At 77.1% G+C, this 20,881-nt stretch carries 12 protein-coding genes and 1 pseudogene; 3 read left to right on the forward strand and 10 right to left on the reverse strand.

From position 1 onward, the window contains the following. Positions 1-185: 185 nt before the first annotated feature. The 6 genes and pseudogenes from OH807_RS04155 to sigK all read right to left on the reverse strand — a co-directional run bounded on the left by OH807_RS04155 (position 186) and on the right by sigK (position 6,179). Complete coding sequence (locus OH807_RS04155) at positions 186-1,022, reverse strand: DUF1295 domain-containing protein (protein ID WP_406193992.1); 837 nt, start codon at positions 1,020-1,022, stop codon at positions 186-188. After that, on the reverse strand, positions 1,019-2,428 hold the full coding sequence (locus OH807_RS04160) for a class I SAM-dependent methyltransferase (RefSeq protein ID WP_406193994.1): 1,410 nt from the start codon (positions 2,426-2,428) through the stop codon (positions 1,019-1,021). The genes OH807_RS04155 and OH807_RS04160 overlap by 4 nt, the downstream gene beginning before the upstream one ends. Before the next feature lie 182 nt (positions 2,429-2,610). Continuing rightward, positions 2,611-3,396 (reverse strand): annotated as a pseudogene (locus OH807_RS04165) (DUF1365 domain-containing protein); the annotation flags it as partial. After that, positions 3,393-4,727: an NAD(P)/FAD-dependent oxidoreductase gene (locus tag OH807_RS04170; protein ID WP_406193996.1), complete on the reverse strand. Its 1,335-nt coding sequence runs from the start codon at positions 4,725-4,727 to the stop codon at positions 3,393-3,395. The gene OH807_RS04170 and the pseudogene OH807_RS04165, both read right to left, overlap by 4 nt. 124 nt (positions 4,728-4,851) lie before the next feature. Continuing rightward, a complete protein-coding gene (locus OH807_RS04175) occupies positions 4,852-5,598 on the reverse strand; it encodes an anti-sigma factor domain-containing protein (RefSeq protein WP_406193998.1) in 747 nt (248 codons plus the stop codon). Further along, a complete protein-coding gene (gene sigK, locus OH807_RS04180; protein WP_406194000.1) occupies positions 5,595-6,179 on the reverse strand; it encodes an ECF RNA polymerase sigma factor SigK in 585 nt (194 codons plus the stop codon). The genes OH807_RS04175 and sigK overlap by 4 nt, the downstream gene beginning before the upstream one ends. 522 nt (positions 6,180-6,701) lie before the next feature. On the opposite strand from sigK, the gene OH807_RS04185 reads away from it, so the two are divergent. Then, positions 6,702-8,258: an SDR family oxidoreductase gene (locus OH807_RS04185; RefSeq protein WP_406194002.1), complete on the forward strand. Its 1,557-nt coding sequence runs from the start codon at positions 6,702-6,704 to the stop codon at positions 8,256-8,258. Positions 8,259-8,312: 54 nt separating this feature from the next. Further along, a complete protein-coding gene (locus tag OH807_RS04190; protein ID WP_406194004.1) occupies positions 8,313-10,295 on the forward strand; it encodes a hypothetical protein in 1,983 nt (660 codons plus the stop codon). A 24-nt stretch (positions 10,296-10,319) separates the two neighbouring features. Here OH807_RS04190 and OH807_RS04195 read toward each other — a convergent pair whose 3' ends face one another. The 4 genes from OH807_RS04195 to OH807_RS04210 all read right to left on the reverse strand — a co-directional run bounded on the left by OH807_RS04195 (position 10,320) and on the right by OH807_RS04210 (position 17,047). Continuing rightward, a complete protein-coding gene (locus tag OH807_RS04195; protein WP_406194006.1) occupies positions 10,320-10,823 on the reverse strand; it encodes a MarR family winged helix-turn-helix transcriptional regulator in 504 nt (167 codons plus the stop codon). Between the two features lie 97 nt (positions 10,824-10,920). Beyond that, positions 10,921-13,035 carry an MMPL family transporter gene (locus OH807_RS04200; protein WP_406194008.1) on the reverse strand — a complete coding sequence of 705 codons (2,115 nt, stop codon included), beginning with the start codon at positions 13,033-13,035 and terminating at the stop codon, positions 10,921-10,923. 291 nt (positions 13,036-13,326) lie between these two features. Next, entirely contained in the window at positions 13,327-13,689 is a 363-nt protein-coding gene (locus tag OH807_RS04205) for a hypothetical protein (RefSeq protein WP_406194010.1), read from the reverse strand. Positions 13,690-13,933: 244 nt separating this feature from the next. Beyond that, positions 13,934-17,047, reverse strand: coding sequence for a phosphocholine-specific phospholipase C (locus OH807_RS04210; RefSeq protein WP_406194012.1), 3,114 nt, complete (start codon positions 17,045-17,047; stop codon positions 13,934-13,936). 529 nt (positions 17,048-17,576) lie between these two features. Here OH807_RS04210 and OH807_RS04215 point away from each other — a divergent pair. Then, a complete protein-coding gene (locus tag OH807_RS04215) occupies positions 17,577-20,792 on the forward strand; it encodes a non-ribosomal peptide synthetase (RefSeq protein WP_406194014.1) in 3,216 nt (1,071 codons plus the stop codon). Positions 20,793-20,881: the final 89 nt, after the last annotated feature.

The raw sequence follows: 20,881 nt of genomic DNA on the forward strand, positions 1-20,881 counted from the left end.
CGGCCGGACGACCGTCGTCCGGCCGGTGTTACCTGGAGCATCGCCGCTCGCCGCGCCCGCCGCCAGGGGCCAAGGGGCTGAAAGCCCGGGACCAAGGACCCCTGCCGGCGAACGGCGCCCTCACACGCCGCCCTCAGACGCCGCCCTCCGGCACCGGTCCGACGCATCGGTCCGACGCACCGGACTCAAGCGCCGTCCGCGCCGCCCGTCCGCACCCGGCGCCGCGGCGGGCGCGGCAGGAAGGAGCTGGTCCGGGCCGCGTACTCGGCCCAGCCCGGCTTGCCGGCCGCGAGTTGCCGCTCCAGCATCGGCCGCCCGCTGCCGAAGGCCAGCAGCCACGTCATCAGCAGTGGGCCGCCGATGCAGGCCCAGCCCACCGGGGCGTCGGCGGCGAGCAGGAACAGGCCCCACCAGACGCACGCGTCGCCGAAGTAGTTCGGGTGCCGCGTCCAGGCCCAGAGCCCGCGGTCCATCACCCGGCCGCGGTTGGCCGGGTCGGCCCGGAAGCGGGCCAGCTGGTGATCGCCGACCGCCTCGAAGCAGAGACCGAACGCCCAGAGCAGCACACCCGCCCACACCACGGCGCCCGGCGGGTCCGGCAGGTACTGGGCGGCCTGCACCGGCAGCGAGACGAACCAGGCGATGGCCGCCTGGAGCAGGTAGACCTTGCGCAGCGCGTAGGCCGTCCGCCGCCCGGCCGGGGCCCTGGCCAGCATCCGGGCGTAGCGCGGGTCCTCGGGGGCGCCCCGGCCGCGCCGGGCGATGTGCGCGGCGAGCCGCAGGCCCCAGACCACCACCAGTGCGGTGGCGAGCGCCCGGCGCAGCCCGCCTCCGGCCCCACCCCCGTAGTTGGCCGAGAGGGCGTAGCCGGTGAGGGCGATCGCGGTGAACGCGAGGCCCCAGGCGACGTCGACGCCCCGGTGCCGGCCGGTCCGGAGGCCGACGGCGAAGGCGGCCAGCATGACCACCAGGGCCGCGCCGGCGGTGGCGGCGAGGTTGACGGCGAAGGCGGCCGCGTTCACGCCGGACCGACGCGCGGTGCGGGCGTCCGCGGCAGGGTCGCCGGCGCCGCGGACGGCGCCGGGCCGACCTCGCCGGGCCGGGTGAACAGCAGTTGCCGGACGTCCAGGTAGCCGCTGCGGAAGCCGGCCTCCGAGTAGGCGAGGTAGAGCTCCCACGTCCGCCGGAACACCCGGTCGAAGCCGAGCGCGGCCACCTCGCCGGCCCGTTCGGCGAAGCGCTCGCGCCACAGGCGCAAGGTCTCGGCGTAGTGCGGGCCGTACCCGTGCTCCTCGGTGAGCAGCAGGCCGGTGTGCCGGGCCGCGGTCTCCGCGAGCGCCCGGGTGGAGGGGATCAGCCCGCCGGGGAAGACGTACTTCAGGATCCAGGTGTGCGTCCCGGCGGAGGCCATCATGCGCTCGTGCGGCATCGTGATCGACTGGATCGCGACCCGGCCGCCGGGCGCCAGTACGCGGTCCAGCACGGCGAAGTAGTCGGGCCAGAACGCCCGGCCCACCGCCTCGACCATCTCGACGCTGACCACGGCGTCGTACTCGCCCTCAGCCCGGCGGTAGTCGCAGAGCCGGACCTCCGCCAGGCCGGCCAGGCCGGCCTCGGCGATCCGGTGCCGGGCCAGCGCGAGCTGCTCGGCGGAGAGGGTGAGGCTGACCACGCGCGCCCCGCGGGCGGCGGCCCTCAGGGCCAGCTCGCCCCAGCCGGTGCCGATCTCCAGCACCCGGCTGCCGGGGCCGACCGCGGCGAGGTCCAGCAGCCGGTCGATCTTGCGGTGCTGTGCGGCGGCGAGGCCGGGCCAGGAGGCCCGGGGCGCGCCGTCGGGGCCGGTCGGGAAGACCGCCGAGGAGTAGGTCATGGTCGGGTCGAGGAAGAGGCCGAACAGCTCGTTGGAGAGGTCGTAGTGCCGCTGGATGTTGCGCCGGGCGTTCTCGACGGTGCCCAGCTCCCCCGCCGGGGTGCGGCGGACGACCAGCGGGCGCAGCCGGGCCGTACCGGCCGGGACGAGCGTCTCGGGCGCGGTGGCGAGGGCGGTGAGCAGGCCGACGAGGTCGGGCGAGTCCCAGTCGCCGGCCTGGTAGGCCTCGCCGAAGCCGATCAGACCGGCTGCGCCGACCCGCCGCGCGAAGGCGCCGGGCCGGTGCAGCCGGAGCGTCGGGCCGTCCGCGGGCGCCGGGACGAGCAGGCTCCCGTCGGGCCGCTCGACGCGCAGGCCGCGCTGTCGGGCCGCCCGGCGCAGCAGCCGACCGGCGACGGCGGCCCGCAGCGCGCCGCGGGGGGTGGCGGCGACGTCGGGCCAGTACAGCGGGTCGACGTCCGGGTCCGGGCCCTGCTCCGGATCCGCGTCCGGGCTCCGGTCGGGGTCCTGGTCCGGGGCGGCTGCCGGGTCGAGGGGGGATCGGGTCGGTGCGGTCACGGGTGCTGGACCTCTTTCCGGGCACGGGTGCGGGGACGGCCGGGGCGCGGGCCGTACGGAGTGGGACGGCCGGTGCCGGGCCCGGGCGGGCCGGGCCGGGGCGCGGCGGGGCAACCGCCGGCGGCGGCGGCAGCGGCACCGGTCGCGGCGTCGGAAGCAGCGGCGTCGGTGGGCCGGGCCGGGCGCGGCCTGGGGTGGACGGGCAGTCCGCGCAGCAGCAGCCGGATGCCCTGGAGGCGGATGTGCGCGCTGACGGCGAGGGTCGAGAACGGGTGCCGCAGCGCCGCCCGGAGCAGCGCGCCGGCGGAGGCCGGCTGCCGCACCCCGCGCACGGTGGCGGTGAACACGCGCCGGCCGGAGCGGTCCAGACCCACCATGAGGTCGAGCCGCTCGGCGGGCTCCGGCAGGGACATCCGGTACGCGCCGTCCACCGGGAAGAACGGCGAGACGTAGAACTCCTTCGCGGCCCCGGCCCGGCCGCGGTCGTCGGGGCGCAGCAGGTAGCGATGGGCGCCGCCGTAGGTGTTGTGGACCTCGGCGACGGTGCAGACCGGCCGGCCGGCCGGGTCGTGGCACCAGTAGACGGTGAGCGGGTTGAAGACGTGGCCGAGCGAGCGGGCCTGGGCGAGCATCAGGACGGGGCCGCCGGCGAGGTCCACGCCCTGGCCGGCCAGGTAGGCGTCGAGGTTGGTGCGGAGTCCGAGCCGCGGGTCGCCCGGGTGGTCGGCGGCCCGGAACCGGGCGAGCGGGCGCAGCGGCCGGGGCAGCCGCGGGAGGTGGTCGAGGTCGACCAGCCAGAGGTAGGTGCGGTGCTGGAAGGCGTGCCGGAGCGGGTCGGTGCGCAGGTGGGTGATGCGGCACTCGTAGAGGGCGGCGCCCCAGGGCCCGGGCAGGGCTCCGGCCGGGGGTCCGGCGGGGGCGGGTTCGGCGGGGGCGCGGGCGGGTTCGGCGGGGGCGGGGCCGGTCATCGGGCGCTCACCCCGAGCAGGCTGCGGGCGGCGGCCACCCCGGACCGGCAGCCGTCCTCGTGGAAGCCCCAGCCGTGGTAGGCGCCGGCGAACGCCGTCCGCCCGGTGGTGAGTTCGGGCAGCCGGTGCTGGGCGGCGACGGCCTCCCGGGTGTAGACGGGGTGCTCGTAGACGGTGCGGGAGACCACCTGGGCCTCGGGCACCGGGCGGTGGCGGTCCTCGTTGAGGGTGACCACGTAGTCCTCCCGGGTGCCGAGACCGAGCAGCCGGTTGAGGTGGTAGCTGACCCGGACGCCGTCGGCCCGGCCGCCGCAGTCGCTCATCAGGTAGTTCCAGGAGGCGCGTGCCCAGACGGCGCGCGGCAGGTGCTCGGCGTCGCGGTGCAGCACGGTGGGGTTGCGCGAGTACCCGAAGGCGCCGAGGAGTTCGCGTTCGGCCGGGGTGGGGTCGGCGAGCAGGCGCAACGCCTGGTCGGCGTGGGTGGCGACGACCACGGCGTCGGCCTCGGTGCGCCGGCCGTCCTCGGTGACGACGGTGACGCCGTCGGGGTGGCGCCGCACGGCGCGGACGGGCGCGGCGCGGTGGACGGCGTCGACGCGTTCGGCGATCCGCTCGACGTAGGTGCGGGAGCCGCCGACGACGGTGCGCCAGGTCGGCGAGCCGGTGACGCTCAGCAGGCCGTGGTTCTCCAGGAAGGCGAAGAGGTACCGGGCGGGGTACTCCCCCGCGACGTCGGGCGCGCAGGACCAGACGGAGGAGACCAGCGGGGTCATGAAGTGGCCGGTGAAGTAGGGCGTGAAGCCGCCGGTCCGCAGGAACTCGCCGAGGGTGGGGTCGCCGGCGTCAGGGTCCGCGAGCAGCCGGCGGGCCCGGCGGTGGAAGAGCGGGATCTCGGCGAGCATCCGCAGGTAGGGGCCGCGCAGCAGGCTGCCGGGCCGGGCGAGCAGGCCGGCCGGGCCGCGGGAGCCGGCGTATTCGAGCCCGCAGCCCTCGCACCGGACGGACATGCTCATCTCGCTCTCGCGGGTCTCGACGCCGAGCTCGGCGAAGAGCCTGGTCAACTCCGGGTAGGTGCGCCGGTTGTGGACGAGGAAGCCGGTGTCGAGCGGGACGGTCCGCCCGTCGGAGGCGGTGACCAGCTGGGTGTGGGCGTGGCCGCCGAGCCGGGCGTCCGCCTCGAACAGCTCGACCTCGGCCCCGCCGCGGCCGAGCTCGTAGGCGGCCGTCAGGCCGGCCACCCCGGCGCCCACCACGGCGATCCGGCGCCGGTGGGAGCCGGCCGGCCGGCGCGGCGCGCCGACTCCCGCCGGGGTGGTGACTGGTCCGGACATGTCCACGGGGTGCCCCTCCGTCTCGCGCGCCCGGCCGGATGCCGGGCGGTGCTCGGTACGGAGGGGATTCGGAGCGGCCCGCGGTACGGATTGGGGTCCGCCGCCCCGTGGGCGGGACGGCCCGTCAGGCGAAGGACAGCAGCATCACGGGCGCACCGGTCGGGTGCGGCGATCCGCCGGCCGGTTCGACCGTGAGCCCGATCCCGACGGCGCCGTCGAGCGGGCCGTCGAGCAGCAGCGACCCGTCCGACTTCGGCAGCAGGCCCGCCGGCCGCATCGTCCCGTGGTCGTTGAACCAGAGCTCGTAGGCCTTGCCGGTCGGCAGCGGGGGCATCCCGGCGGCCAGGAAGCCGGCCTGGCCCTTGCTCTCCGACCAGACCACGGTGCCCACCCCGGAGCCGGCGGTCGCGGTGGCCGTCCGGGCGTCGGGGGCGGTGAGCAGCGCGCCGAAGCTCGCCTGCTGCTGGGCCAGCCGGGCGGTCTCCGCGCGTGCCTGCTCGGCCTGGTCGTGCTGCTGGACGGCGACGCCGCCGAGTGCGGCGGCGATCACGACGGAGGCGGCGAGGGCGAACCGCGGCCACTGGCGCCGGACGGTGCCGCCCCGGCCGGGGCGCCCGGCGGGTGCCGCGCTGTCGGGCGGCAGCTGGCGGACGGAGCCGATCTCCGCCATCACCCGGGCCTTCAGGGCGGCGGGCGGGGTGACCACCTCGGCGGCACCGAGCCGGGCCAGTGTGGCGGTGAACTCGTCGACCTCACGCGCGCAGGCCGGGCACTGGGCGAGGTGCCGTTCGAAGGCCTCCCGCTCGGGGGCCGGCAGGGCGTGGGCCGCGTAGGCGCCGGTGAGTGTGTGCAGATCGGGCGCGATGGTCATGACGACACCCCCAGGCAGTCGCGCAGCCGGATGAGGCCGTCCCGCATCCGGGTCTTCACCGTGCCGAGCGGGGTGGCGAGCAGGTCTGCCACCTCGCGGTAGGAGAAGCCACGGTAGTAGGCGAGGGTGACTGCCTCGCGCTGGAGCTCGGTGAGCGTCCGCAGGCAGCGCCGCACCTGCTCGCGCTCCAACCGGCCCTCGACCTGTTCGGCGACCTCGTCGTAGACCGGGGTGTGGGCCTTGGCCGCGGCCCGCTGGTCCCGGTCGGCCGCGGCCTGGGCCGCCCGGACCCGGTCCACGGCGCGGCGGTGCGCCATGGTCAGCACCCACGTCATGACCCCGCCCCGCTCGGGCCGGTACCGCGCGGCCGTGCGCCAGACCTCCAACAGGACCTCCTGGGTGACCTCCTCGGACTGCGCGGGGTCGCGCAGCACCCGCCGGACGAGGCCGAACACCTGCCCGGTGACCGCCTCGTAGAGCACCGCGAAGGCGTCGTGGTCACCGAACGCGGTCTTGGCGACCAGCTCCTCCAGGTCCGGTCCGCGCCGGTGCGGGCCGGCCAGGTGCACAACGCTGCTCACGTCGCCACCTCCGCTCGGGCGCCGGCGCGGGCCGCCGGTCGGGCCGGGCAGCGGGGCTGCCTGCCCGGCGGGCAGTTCGTTGACATACGGTCCTCCGGTACCCGGCACGGACGGTGCGGTGCCGGGCAAGTCGTACGGGTGTCGGCAACGGGTGTTCGGAGCGGGGGCCCGCACGGATTGGCCCGCGCCGCCGGTGCCTCCCGCGGCCGGCGGTGGTGGCGTGCGCGCTGCGTGCTCCGCGAGCTCCGCCGCGCACGCTATGCCATCGGGCGGCTCCGCTCCCACCGCCGGGCGGACCGCCCCCGAGCCGGCCCGGCGGGCGATCCCGGGCGGTCCTGTGGCGCCCCGGGCCGCGGGCGGCCAAGCTGGCCGGGGGCGGCGCGCCCGGCCGCGACCGGCCCCCGTGCCCCCGCCGGCCCGGCCGTCGGCCCACCGGCCCATCGGCCCGGCCCACCGGTACCTGCGGCGCACCCGCCGCCCGCCACCCCTCCCGTCACCGTGTCCGAGACCCCGGAGGACGCCATGACCGCACCGACCGGCCCGCCCGCCGACCCGCCCGCCGGCCCCACCGCCCCGCTGCGCTGCCTGGTCACCGGCGCCACCGGGTACATCGGCGGCCGGCTCGTCCCGGAGCTGCTGGACGCCGGGCACTCCGTCCGCTGCCTGGTGCGCGATCCGGGGCGGCTGCGCGACCACCCGTGGCGGGCCCGGGTGGAGGCCGCCGCCGGGGACGTCACCCGGCCCGCCACGCTGACCGGGGCCTTCTCCGGCATCGACGTCGCGTACTACCTCGTGCACTCGCTCGGCACCGGCCGCGGCTTCGAGGCCACCGACCGGGCCGCCGCCGCGGCCTTCGGGGCGGCCGCGGCCCGGGAGGGCGTCCGCCGGATCGTCTACCTGGGCGGCCTGCTCCCCGCCGGGGTACCGGCCGCCGACCTCTCACCGCACCTGCGCTCGCGGGCCGAGGTCGGCCGGGTGCTGCGCGACTGCGGCGTGCCCACCGCCGAGCTCCGCGCGGCCGTGATCATCGGCTCGGGCTCGGCCTCGTTCGAGATGCTCCGCTACCTGACCGAGCGGCTGCCGGTAATGGTCACACCGAGCTGGGTCGGAACCCGGATCCAGCCGATCGCCGTCCGGGACGTGCTGCGCCTGCTGGTCGGGGCCGCCGGGCTGCCGCCCGGGCTGAACCGCACCTTCGACATCGGCGGCCCCGAGGTGCTGACCTACCGCGACATGATGCAGCGCTACGCCGCGGTGGCCGGCCTGCCACGGCGCCTGATCGTCCCGGTGCCGGTCCTCACCCCGTGGCTCTCCAGCCACTGGGTCGGGCTCGTGACGCCGGTGCCGAACGCGCTGGCGCGGCCGCTGGTGGAGTCGCTGCGGCACGAGGTGGTCCGCCGCGAGCACGACCTCGACCGGTACGTACCCGCACCGCCCGGCGGACCTACCGGCTTCGACGCGTCGGTGCGGCTGGCCCTGCGCCGGATCCGGGACGCCGAGGTGGTCACCCGCTGGTCCTCGGCCACCCCGCCCGGCGCGCCCAGCGACGCACTGCCCACCGACCCGGACTGGGCCGGCGGCAGCCTCTACCAGGACGTCCGGGAGCGGCCGGTGGCGGCCGCGCCGGAGGCGCTCTGGCGGGTCGTGGAGGGCATCGGCGGGGAGAACGGCTGGTACTCCTTCCCGCTCGCCTGGGCGCTGCGCGGCCGGCTCGACCGGCTGGCCGGCGGGGTGGGGCTGCGCCGGGGCCGGCGCGACCCGGCCCGGCTGCGGGTGGGGGACGCGCTGGACTTCTGGCGGGTCGAGGAGATCGAGCCCGGGCGGCTGCTGCGGCTGCGCGCCGAGATGCGGCTGCCCGGCCTGGCCTGGCTGGAGCTGTCGGTCACGCCCGACGGGCCCGGCGGGAGCCGCTACCGGCAGCGGGCGGTGTTCCACCCGCACGGCCTGGCCGGGCACGCGTACTGGTGGTCGGTGGCACCGTTCCACACCGTCGTTTTCGGCGGGATGGCCCGCCGGATCGCCGAGCGCGCGACCGAGCTCGCCGGAACCCCTGACCCGAACGGCGCAACCATCACATGATCGACTCGTTGGACCGTCCACCACCACACGGCTCACGACGGCGGGGAGGCTTCGTTGGCAGGACGGACGGACGGCGGATCACCGCCCAGGGGCGCGGCCGCGCGCCCCGTGGCGCAGGCGGAGGCGGCACTGGTGCGCCACTACCGCCGGCTGGTGCGGCTCGCCTACCTGGCCCTGCCAGCCGACCGGGACCGGCACAGCCGGGTGCTCGCCGCGCACGCCGCCGTCCAGCGCTCCCTGCCGTCCCGCTGGACCCGCCCGGCCGGCCCGGACACCCTGGCCGCCGGGGCCACCGGGGCCACCGGGGCCGGTGACGACGATGACCGGGTGTACGCCGCGCTGCGGCTGCGGGTGCTCCGGGCGGCCCTGCACCCGCGCGCCGCGGGCCGGGCGGGCGCGGCACGGGCCCTGACGGCGGCGCGGCCCCGGGGCCTCCCGCTGGTCCGGGGCCTGCCACGCGTCTGGGGCCTGCGGCTGTTCACCCCCGGCGGCAGCGAGGAGGACGCGGCCCTGGACCGGGCGCTGGCCGCTCTGGGCGCACCCGCCCGTGCGGCGTTCGCGCTGCTGGTGGTGGAGGGGCTCGGGCGCGGCGCCGCCGCCGAGGTGCTGCGGCAGGCGGGGGTGGCCGCATCGGACGGCCCGGTCGACGAGGCGGCCGCGCTGCCCGTCCCGGAGCCCGCGCTGCCGGCCTTCGACCCGTGCGCCGTCCGCGTGCAGCCGACCGACCTGCTGCGCCGCCGTCGCAGCCGCGGTGCCGTGCTCGCCGCCACCGTGCTCGCCCTCACCACCACGGCGGCCGTCCTGGCCGGCTCGGGCGACGGCGGCGCGGTGACCGCCGCCGGCCGGCGGGCCCTCCCCGCCCCGCCGGCCGGGCCCGCACCGGCCGCGCCGGTCCGGGTGGCGGCGGACCAGTGGCAGCACACCGCCCGGCTCGACTTCTCGGCCTGGCCGGCGCGCGGCGACCGGCGCGAGGACGCCGCGCTGCTCGACCGGGCCCTCGCGGCGTGGTCCCGCCCGGGCCCGCAGACCAGGGCCGAGCCGGGCACGGCCACCACCGCGCCGGCCGACCCGCCGCACCTGCTGTTCGCCGGCACCGTGGACGGCACCGGCGTGGTGGTGCTGTACGACGGCGGGCGCATCGCCCGGTACACCGACGGGCGCGGCGGCGGCCTCGACCTCGCCCGGGCCGACGACTCCTCCGTCACCACCGCCGCCGCGGTGGTGCTCCGCCGCCAGGGCACCTCGGCCCGGTACCTGCTCGCGCCCTGGATCGACACCGCGGAGACCCGCCGGACCGACCAGCCCGACAGCCCCGCCAAGCCGCTGGACCGCGCGGACGGGGTGACGGCGGCGGCCCCCGCGGTGCCCGCCGGGCCGGACTCCCCCGGCGCGCTCACCGACTGCCGCGGCAGCACCGTGCTCCAGTTGCGCTCCTCCCCCGTGGTCGCCGAGAAGCACGCGTTCCTGCTCGCCGACCTCGGCGGGCTCGTCCCCGCCCACCTCAGCTACACCCCGCCGCCGGACCGCACGCAGCCCGCCCGGGAGCCCCGCGAGGCCGTCTCCCCGGACGCGCTGCTGGCCTGGGCCCGGGCCGGCTGCGCGGTGCCGGACGGCACGCCCGGCGTCAAGCAGCTCAACCTCTGGGCCTTCGCCGTCCAGCAGCTGCCGCAGAACGCGGGGGCGGCGTCCTGGGTCTGCCTGCGGGCCGACCGCTGGAACGGCGAGGGCAGCGCGGCGACGGCGGTGCTGCTGCCCGGGGCGCGCGGACCGCAGCGCACCGGGGGCGGCCCCGGCCGGGCCTGCAGCCGGTTCGAACAGGACACCGTCGCCTGGGCCTGGTGGCGCGCGCCGCAGGGCGCGGAGTACCTGCTCGCGGCGGGCAGCCGACGGGTCGCCCGGCTGAGCGTCAAGGGCCCGGACTGGACGGCCGACCGCCCCGCGCCCGACCACACCCTCGCCGTCGAGCGCCCCGCCCGGGCCACCGTCACGGTGGAGGCGGTGCTGGACGGCGGCGCCCGGATCGCCCCGATGCGGTAGCCCGGCGGGGCCGCGCCCGCCGGCTCAGCGCGAGTGCCGCAGCTCCGCGAGCTCGCCGGTCATCCGGCCCAGGAAGCGGCCGACGGCGGCCAGTTCGGCCGCGGTGAACTCACCGCGCAGCGCCTCGGTGCGGCGCCCCACCGGGGCGAACCACTCGGCGGCCATCCGCCCGGCGCCCGGCAGGTAGTGCACGAGGACCTGCCGGCGGTCGGTGTCGTCCCGGGTGCGGCGCACGTGCCCGGCCCGCTCCAGCCGGTCCAGCACCGCGGTGACCGCGCCCGAGGTGAGGGCCAGCTCCTCGCGCAGCCGGCCGGGGGTGATCCCGCCGGGGCCGCCGTCCTCGGCCGGGGCGGCCCGCATGACGGCCAGCAGGGCCTGCACGTCGGTGGCGTGCAGGCCGCTCGCGGCGGCGAAGCCGTGGCCGAGCAGGTGCATCTCGGCGGCGAGTTCCTGGAGGAGCCGCCCGAGCGCCGGCGTGTCGGGCGCTGCCGCCCGGCGGGACGCCGGGCCCGCTTCCTGCTCCGACAAGGCCACCCGCTCCGGTCGTGTCCGCCTGTTGACCCGTTCAGCCTAACGGGCGGCGCGGCCAGCGGGGGCGGGTGCCCGGGCGGGCCGCGCCGCGCCGTCAGACGCGCTCGCCGACCTGCTCGGGGACCGGCGCCACCGCCGCCCGCCCGGGCCGGGCGGGCCACCAGACCCGGTCCCCGAGGTCGCGGACCAGCGCGGGGACGAGCAGCGAGCGCACCAGCAGGGTGTCCAGCAGCACGCCGAACGCCACGATGAACGCGATCTGGGCCAGGAACGCCAGCGGGATCACGCCGAGTGCGGCGAAGGTCGCGGCCAGCACCACCCCGGCCGAGGTGATCACCCCGCCGGTCGCGGTCAGCCCGCGCAGCACCCCCTCCCGGGTGCCCACCCGCAGCGCCTCCTCGCGGACCCTGGTCATCAGGAAGATGTTGTAGTCCACCCCCAGCGCGACCAGGAACACGAACCCGTACAACGGCACCGAGGGGTCGGTGGCGGAGAACCCGAACACGTGCGGGAACACCACCGCGCTCACGCCGAGCGTGGCCAGGTAGGAGAGCGCGACGGTGGCCGCGAGCAGCACCGGGGCCAGCAGCGAGCGCAGCAGCAGGATCAGCACGGCCAGGATGCAGAGCAGCACCACGGGCATGATCAGCGAGCGGTCGCGCTCCGCCGTAACCCGGGTGTCGTACTGCTGCGCGGTGTAGCCGCCGACCAGCGCGTCCGCCTCAGGGACGGCGTGCACCGCCCGGCGCAGCCGCTGCACGGTGGCGATCGCCTCGTCGCTGTCGGCCGGGTCGGCGAGCGTGACGTCCAGCCGGATCCGCCCGTCCACCACCTTGGGCGGGCCGCCCGGCGCGCCGCCCGCGTACGGCCGGACGCCCGCCGTCCCCTCGACACCGGCCGCGGCGGTGACCGCCTCCGCCCGCCCCACCGCGGCCAGCACGACGGCCGGGTTGCCCGATCCGCCGGGGAAGTGCGCCGAGAGCAGCTGCTGCCCGGCCGCCGAGGGCTGGGCCTTGACGAAGAGTTCGCTCTGCGGCACACCGCCGGAGTCCAGGGTGGGGGCGAAGGCCGCCAGCGCGGCGAGCACGGCCAGGCTCGCCGCCCAGGTGGCCCGCGGCCGGCGGCCGACCAGGGCGGCCACCCGCTCCCAGACGGCGTGCACCGGGGCCCGGCCGTCGGCGGGCGGCCGGGCCGGCCAGTAGGCGGCCCGGCCGAGCAGGACGAGCGCGGCGGGCAGGAACGTCAGCGCGGAGAGCACGGCGCAGCCGATCCCGATCGCGCCGACCGGGCCCAGCGCCCGGTTGTTCGTCAGGTCGGAGAGCAGCAGGACGAGCAGGCCGAGGGCGACCGTCGCCCCCGAGGCCGCGATCGGCTCGACCGACCGGCGCCAGGCGGTCCGCATCGCGGCGAACCGGTCGCCGTCGAGGTGGAGTTCCTCGCGGAAGCGGGCGGAGAGCAGCAGCCCGTAGTCGGTGGCCGCGCCGATCACCAGGATCGACAGCAGGCCCTGCACCTGCCCGTCCACCCGGACCACGCCGTGGTCGGCGAGCAGGTAGACCAGCGCACAGGCGATGCCGAGCGCGAAGACGGCGCCGAGGATGACCAGCAGCGGGAGCAGCAGGGCCCGGTAGACGGCGAGCAGGATGAGCAGCACCACACCGAGGGCGACGCCGAGCAGTAGCCCGTCGATCCCGGCGAAGGCGCTGCCGAGGTCGGCCGCGACGGCGGCCGGGCCGGCGAGGCCCACGGTGGTGTCCGGCACCTGCGCGGCGAGCTCGCGCACGGCGCGCACGCTGTCGCCGGTCTGCCGCCCGAGGTCGGCGCGGAGCTGGACGACCCCCTGCAGGGCGCGGCCGTCCTCGGCCGCGACGGCGGGCGAGACCCGCCCGGTGCCGCCGGGGACGTCGGCGGCCGCGCGCAGCGCCTGGTCGGCGGCGGAGCGCTGCGTGTCGCCGACGGCCCCGGTGCGGCTCTCCCAGATCACGATGACGGGGAGCGTCGCCGCGCTCTGGAACCCCTGCCCGAGCTGCGCCACCTCGGTGGACTCGGCGCTGCGCGGCAGGAAGGCGGCCCGGTCGTTGGTGGCGACCTCGGAGAGCTTGCCCGCGTACGAGCCGAAGGCGCCGCCCAGGCCGAGCCAGACGACGAGCAGGGCCAGCGGGATCAGCAGCCGGGCTCGACGCCGGGCGGTGGGGCTTCCGGTACGCAATGGGGGCGCCCTTCATGGCAAGTCCGGTGACGGTCGGTCGCATCATATATCTCAATGATCGAGAGATTTTGCCGCCCCCGCCCGTCCCGCCCATCCCCACCATCCCCGCCATCGGCCCCACCGGCCCCACCGGCCCGCGGCGCCACCAGCCTCACCGACCCGCGGACCGAGCGCCGCGGCCCGACCCCGATCCCGACCCCGGATCCGGCCTCAGCCTCAGCCTCAGCCTCAGCCTGCCGACGGCGGCCCCGGGTCGGGCACCGGGACCGGCCGCGGGCGGCGGGCGGTGCGTCAGGAGACGCGCTTCAGCTGCCAGGAGTTCTTGCCGAGGCTCGGCACGGCGGAGTAGTTGCAGGCGGAGCCGTAGAACTCGCTGACCGGCACCCAGCCGGCCGGCGGCCAGGTCGAGCCGCAGGCGTTCAGCACGGTGCCGACCGGGTAGCCGGTGAGCTGCATGACCTTCTTGCTGTTCGGGGTGAAGCCCGAGCCGCAGCCCGCGCTGTTCCACCACTGCACGTCGACGAATCCGCTCGGGGTGAGCGTGCTGCCGCACATCGTGGTGGTGCCGCCGGGCGCGGCGTGCGCGGTGGGCATCGTCAGGGTCAGCGCGGCGGCCGTACAGCCCAGGGCGAGGACGGTCCGAAGTCGGTTCATGCGGCGGCTCCCTCCATCGACGCGGCATGTCCGCGTCAATACGTATCCTGGCGCGGCACTCCACCCGCGCCCAGTGGCTTTCCGGCCCGATCCGGCGGCTCCCCCGGCCGGACCCGCCCCACATCCGACCCGCCCGGCGCCCGAGCCGCCCCGTATCCCGACCGCCCTGCACCGCTGCCCTGCACCGAGGGCCCGCACACCCCCCGTGCGGGAGCGTGCGGGCCCGGCGGCCGGGGTGCGGCCGTCAGCCGGTGACCGGCCGGGTGTCGAGGCGGATGTGGTCCACCGCCCAGAACCAGTTGTTGCCGGCGTCGTACATCCGGAACTTCAGCGTCACCGTGCGGGCACCCGCCGGGACGGCGAACTGCTTGGTGACGAAGGCGTTCTGGACGTCCTTGCCGGCGTTGTCGTTGCCGGTGGCGTCACTGCTGTAGGCGAGCAGCCTGGTCTCGGTGCCGTTGTCGAAGACGGCGGTGACGGACGCCTTCTGCGGGGCCTCCTGGCGGTAGTGGGAGTCGAAGCCGAGGTACAGCGTGGTGGCGCCGGCCGGGAGCTGGACGGCGGGCGAGACCAGGGTGGAGTCGAACTTGCCCTTGGCCGACGGCGCACCGGTGTCGTCCCAGTCGTCCGGGTCGGCGACCGCGAGGACGCCCAGGCCCCGGGTGAAGTTCCCGCGGTCCTGCCCGGCCGGGGTGGACCAGGCGCGCTTGGTGTGGAAGGTCCAGCCCTGGAGGCGGACGGTGCCCTGCGGCATGCCCGGGGCGTTGACCACCGACCAGCCCTGCGGGGCCTGCGGCGTCCAGCCGAGCACGCCGCCGAGCGGCTGCAGCAGGCCGGCCAGCGACTCGAAGTCCTCGCCGAGCAGGTGACCGGTCATCACCGGGGCGGTGCGGGCGGCGATCTCGCCGTCGGCCAGGGCGAAGCGCTCGCCGGCCAGGGCCCGGGCGGTGACCAGGATCCGGTGGGTGGCGCCGTCCGGCAGCACGGCCGGCGGGGTGACGTCCCACTCGGCGGTCGCGGTGGCGCCGGCGGCGAGCGAGGCGGGCGGCGGGGTGACGGCGGTGACCGTCCAGCCGGCCGGCACGGTGGGCTGGGCCTCGACGGCGGTCAGCGCGGCGGTCGCGGTGAACCGGGCGGCGACCCGGGCGGGGCGTCCGGGCAGCAGGATCGCCTCGTCGATGGTGGTGGAGGCGGCCTTGAGCGTGACGTCCAGGGCGAGCGGGTCGGCGAGGCCCATCGCCGGGTCGGTCACCAGGTGCTCGCCGTCCCACGGGAAGCGCCCGGCGATCCGGCGGCGGAAGCCGAGCTCGCCGCGGACGCCGACCGCGACGTCGTACCAGCCCTCCGGCCCGACCTTGACGTTGACCGTCCGGTCGTCGCCGGCCGCGACCCGGACCTCGCGCAGGCCGTCGCCGTAGGCGAGGTCGCCGACCAGGAAGGTCTGGGCGGTGCGCGAGCGGTTGATCACGTCCACCTCCAGCACCCTGCCGTTCTGCTCCTCGGAGAGCGAGACCTCGTACGCCGAGGCGGCGTCCCCGCGCAGGTGCCAGAGCGCGCCGTTCGGGCCGTGCACCCGCAGGTCGTAGCCCTCCGGGCCGACCTTCCAGACGTCGGACAGACGGGACTTGCCGCCCACCGTGTAGTGCCGCGGCGCCGTGCCCGGAGCCGGGTAGACGGCGAGCACGGCGGCCTGGCGGCCCTGGTTGATGAAGTCCAGGGTCAGCTCGTCGCCCTTGAGCCTGGGCTTGACCAGCAGGTCGTACGGCAGCGGGCGCGCGGCGCGGGTGCCGCGCTGCTGCTGCGGGAAGACCTGCGGGCTGGGCACGGTCGGGGCGGGCAGCTTGCCGGTGTCGACCACCTTCTGCCGGTTGCCGCTGGTGTCCGGCAGCTGCGGCCACTGCGGGTCGCGGCCGGAGAAGTCGAAGACGTTGGTGAGGTCGCCGCAGACGGCGCGCCGCCAGGGGCTGATGTTGGGCTCCTGGACGCCGAACCGCTGCTCCAGGAAGCGCAGCACCGAGGTGTGGTCGTAGACGCTGGAGTCGACCACGCCGCCGCGGGTCCACGGCGAGACGACGATCATCGGCACCCGGACGCCGAGGCCCATCGGGTACGGGCCGGAGACGAGCGTCTCGCCGGCCGGGAGGGTGTCGGACCAGCCGAGCGAGCCGTCGGCGGCCTTCACCCGGTACTTGCCGTCCTGGCCGACCACCCGGTGGTAGGTCGAGCCGCCCTTGCTGACCCGGACGACCACCTCACCGTCCACCGGGACGCTGGACTTGCCGCGCCCGGCGGCCAGCGGCGGGACGGGCGGGAGGTGGTGGTCGAAGAAGCCGCCGTGCTCGTCGTAGTTGAGGACGAAGACGGTCTTCTCCCAGACCTCCGGCTTGGCCGCCAGCGCGGCGAGCAGCCGGGCCGTCAGGTGCTCACCGTTCGGCGGCGCGTAGTTGGCGTGCTCGGAGAGCGCGGCGGGGGCGACGATCCAGGAGACCTGCGGCAGGGTGTCGGCCTGGATGTCGGCGGCGAAGGCCTCGACCAGGGCGTCGCCCATCGCGAAGGGGTCGTTCTTCTTCGCCGGGTCGCCGACGGCCCGCATGCCGCGCTCGTACAGCGGCTCACCCGGCTTGGCCTTGACGAAGGGCGTGAACCAGGCGAGCGCGTTGTCGTCGAAGTTGTCCAGCGCCTGGTAGGTCTTCCAGCTGACGCCGGCCCGCTCCAGGCGCTCGGCGTAGGTGGTCCACTCGTACCCGCCGGGGATCTCGGTGTTGTCGGTCACCGGGGTGTCCCGGACGGTGCCGCCGCTGGTGCCGGTCATCAGGTGGTCGCGGTTGGTGTTGGTGTTGCACTGCACCGACGCGTAGTAGGCGTCGCAGGTGGTGAACACCGAGGCGAGCGCGTGGTAGAAGGGCATGTCGGCGCTCTCGTAGAAGCCCTGGCCGAGCCAGCCCCCGGAGCGGCGGGTCACCGAGCCGTCGGCCCGGCCGTCGTTCCAGGCGTTCATCGAGTCGACGAAGCCGAAGGCCGGGGCGCCCTGCTGGTACGCGTTGGTGTGCGCGGCGTTCATCGGGAAGGGCAGCAGGTGGCCCTCCTTGCGGCTCGGGTCGGGCTGGTGGAACACCGAGCGCCCGTTGACCCCGCGGACCGCCGTCCGGTCGCCGAAGCCGCGCACGCCGGGCAGGGTGCCGAAGTAGTGGTCGAACGCGCGGTTCTCCTGCATGAACACCACGACATGCTGGATGTCCGCCAGCTTGCCGGGCCGGGCCGGCGCGGCCAGCGCCTGCTGCACGCTGAGCGGGAGGGCGGACAGCACGGCGGCCGCCGCCGCGCCGCCGAGCAGGGTGCGGCGAGACAGTTCGGGCATCGGACTCATCGGGGGGTGACTCCTTGATCACGAACGCTGGGCGGGGGCTGTTTCGGCCCAGACCCGTTATGTGTACGTGGCCGAGATGGACGGCAGCGGAGCGGTTCGATGGCGCTTCGATGACAGGCAATGGACCCAGAGCTGTACAGACAACTTGACCGGTTTGGCGGCCTGCCCCGCCCGCCCTCCCGGCACCGCTCCAGCGACCCGGACAGCGGGCACAGTTGACGAACCGTCGGGTGCCCGCCACCGGGTCGTGAACAACCCTTGACGGCGCATGTGGTCTGTGCGAACCTCTCGCCAGGTCCAGGCCAATGATCTTTCCACGGGGGGAGGGATCGGAGCGCCTGACGCATCAGGGGGGAACCTGGGAGTCGGGCGGGCCTTGCCGCAGCGGCCTGCCGACCGGCCCGGGGGACGGGCCGGACACCGCGCGGCAGCCGCGCCGTCGGCCCGCCGGCCGTCGCCACGGCCGCCGCGCGGACGGACGCACCGCAGCTCCGTCACCGACTCCCGAATCGAGCCCCGCATGTCCGACTCCCCCGCCGCGGCCGCCGCCGCCACCCCGGAGCAGCCCGGGAGACCCGCGAGCACCCCGGCGGACGCCGGCCGCCCCGCCTCCCCCGCCCAGCACGGGATCTGGCTGACCGGCCGGCAGACCCAGCACCCCGAGGCCTTCCACCTCGCCCTCCGGTTCTCCTTCGACCGGATCGACGCCACCGCCCTGGCCCGGGCGGTCTCCGCGACCGTCGAGCGCCACCCCGCGCTGGCCTCGGCCCTGGTCGAACGCGACGGCCGGGTGCACCAGGTGCCCGCCGGGCGCCCGCCCGCGCTCACCGTGGTCGAGACCACCGTCGACGACTACGAGGCCCTCGCCAAGCGGCGGGCCGAGGAGATCGCGCTGCCCTTCGACCTCGCCACCGGGCCGCTCGCCCGGTTCACGCTGTACCGGGGGCCCGGCGGGGCGGCCGACCTGCTGGTGGTGGCCCACCACGCCGTGTTCGACGGCCACTCCAAGGACGTGCTGGCCGCCGACCTGGCCGCCGCCTACGCCGGCTGCGCCGCCGGGCCGGACGCGTCGCCCGACGGCCCCGAGCCCGCCGCTTCGCCCACCGGCCCCGCACCCGACGGCCCCGCACCCGACGGCCCCGCACCCGACGAGGCCGAACTCGCCGCCCGGGCAGCCGAGTTCCACCGCCCCCGGTGGGCCGCGGCCACCGATCCGGTCCTGCCCGGCACCCCGCGCGCCACCACCGGTCCCGGCCCCGGCGAGACCGTCCAGTGGCGGCTCTTCGGCCCCGCCCGCACCGCCCTCACCGACGCCGCGCGGGAGTGCGGCGTCACCGTCTTCGAGTTCCTGCTCGCCGGGCTGCACGCCCTGCTGCACCGCTACGGCGGCGAGGCCGTCCCGGTCGCCGTGCCCTTCGCCACCCGCCGCCCGGAGCAGCGCACCGAGATCGGCCTGTTCGTCAACGAGCTGCCCGTGCACGCACCCCCGGGCGTCGGCGGGGAGACGCCGTTCGCGCAGTACGCCCTGGCGGTCCGCGCCGAGGCCCGCCACTGCGCCGCCCACCGCACCGTCCCGTTCGGCGCGGCCGTGCCCGGGCTCACCCCGCGGGCCGGCCTCGCCCCGGTCTCCTTCGGCTACCGCCGGCGCACCACCGCCGATCCGGTCTTCCCCGGCTCCGAGACGCGGGTGAGCTGGACGGTCTTCCCCGGCGCGGCCCGCAACACCCTGCACCTCCAGGCGGTCGAGAGCGGCCCGTGGATCGCGTTCTCGCTCCAGTACGACCCGGCCGTGCTCACCCCGCCCGCCGCCGGCCGGATCGCCGGCCACCTCCGCACCCTGCTGGCCGCCGCGGCGGCCGCCCCCGGGACGCCGCTGGCCGAGCTGCCGCTGCTCGACGAGGCCGAGGAGCGGCTCGTCACGACCGGGTGGAACGACACCGCCCACGCCTACCCCGCCGAGCGGACGGTGCTCGACCTGGTCCGCGAACGGGCGGCGGCCGCACCGGACGCCACCGCCGTGGTGGCCGGCGAACAGCAGCTCGGCTACCGGGAGTTGCTGCAACGGGTGGACGAGCTCGCCGGCGCCCTGCGGGCGGCCGGCGTCCGCCGCGGTGACGTGGTCGGCCTGCACCTGGGCCGCACCACCGCCCTGCCCGCCGCCCTGCTCGCGGTGCACGCCGTCGGGGCCGGCTACCTGCCGCTCGACCCCGGCTACCCGGCCGAGCGGCTCGCCTTCGTCCTCGCCGACTCCGGCGCCGCCCTGCTGCTCGCCGACCGCGAGCCGGCCCCCGAGGTGGCGGCCGCCGCGCCGGCGCTGCTCCGGCTGCCCGCGGACCCGGCCGCTCCGGCCACGGCGCCGATACCGGCGCCGATACCGGCGGCGGTGCCGCTCGTCGACGACGGCCCCGGCCCGCTCGCGTACGTGCTCTACACCTCCGGCTCCACCGGCCGCCCCAAGGGCGTCCGGATCGGCCACCGCGCCCTGGTCAACCTGCTGTCCGCCTTCGCCGACCGGCTCGGCTCCGGGCCGCGGGACGTCTGGCTCGGCCTCACCTCGCTCTCCTTCGACATCTCCGCCCTCGAACTGCTGCTGCCGCTGGTCACCGGCGGCCGGCTGGTCCTCGCCCCCGACGGCCTCGCCGTGGACGGGCCGGGCCTGCGCGCGCTGATCGCCCGCGAGGGCGTGACGCACGCCCAGGCCACCCCCTCCGGCTGGCGGGTGCTGCTCGGCGCCGGCCCGCTGCCGCCCGGCCTGACGGCGCTGGTCGGCGGCGAGGCGCTGCCACTGCCGCTCGCCCGCGAGCTGCGGGCGCAGACCACCCGGCTGCTCAACGTCTACGGGCCCACCGAGACCACCGTCTGGTCCACCTGCGCCGAGATCCCGCCCGGGCCGGAGGCCGTCCGGATCGGCCGGCCGATCGCCAACACCCGCGCCTACGTGCTCGATCCGGCCCGCCGACCGCTGCCCGTCGGCGTGCCGGGCGAGCTGTACCTCGGCGGCGACGGCGTCGCCGAGGGGTACCTGGGCCGCCCGGAGCTGACCGCCGAGCGCTTCGTCGCCGACCCGTTCGGGGCGGCCGGCGACCGGCTCTACCGCACCGGCGACCTCGCCGCCTGGACCGCCGACGGCGAGCTGGACTTCCTGGGCCGGCTGGACGACCAGGTCAAGGTCCGCGGCCACCGGATCGAGCTCGGCGAGATCGAGTCGGCGCTGCTGGAGCACCCGGCGGTCGGCGGCGCCGCGGCCGCGGTCCACCAGGAGGGCGACGGCGAGCCGTTCGTGGCCGGTTACCTCGTCCCCGCGCCCGGCGCTCCCGCTCCGGAGCCCGCCGACCTGCGGGCCCACCTCCAGCGCGTGCTGCCGGCCGCCGCGGTCCCCCAGCGGTTCCTGGTGCTCGACCGGCTGCCGCTGACCCCCAACGGCAAACTCGACCGCCGTGCACTGCCCGTCCCGCCGGTACCCGCCGCCACCGCCGAGGACCGCACTGCCGCAGGAGCCGGCGACGAGGGCCGGGACGAGGTGCTGGGCACCGTCCTCGACGTCTGGGCCCAGGTGCTCGGCCTGCCCGGCCTCGGCCCCGACGAGGACCTCTTCGACCTCGGCGGGCACTCCCTGACGATCATCCAGATCACGGCCAGGATCCGCGACCTGCTCGGCGTCGAGCTCGACTTCGACGTCTTCTTCGCGACGCCCACCCCGGCCGGGATCGCGGACGCCGTCCGCGCCCGGCGCTGACTCCCGGGGCGGCGCGACTCCCCCGCGCCGCCCCTCCCCACCCGCGGCGAACCCCGCCCGACGGCACCGCCGCCCCCGACGTGCGCCGA

This window comes from Kitasatospora sp. NBC_01560 (assembly GCF_045208415.1).
Lineage (GTDB): Bacteria > Actinomycetota > Actinomycetes > Streptomycetales > Streptomycetaceae > Kitasatospora.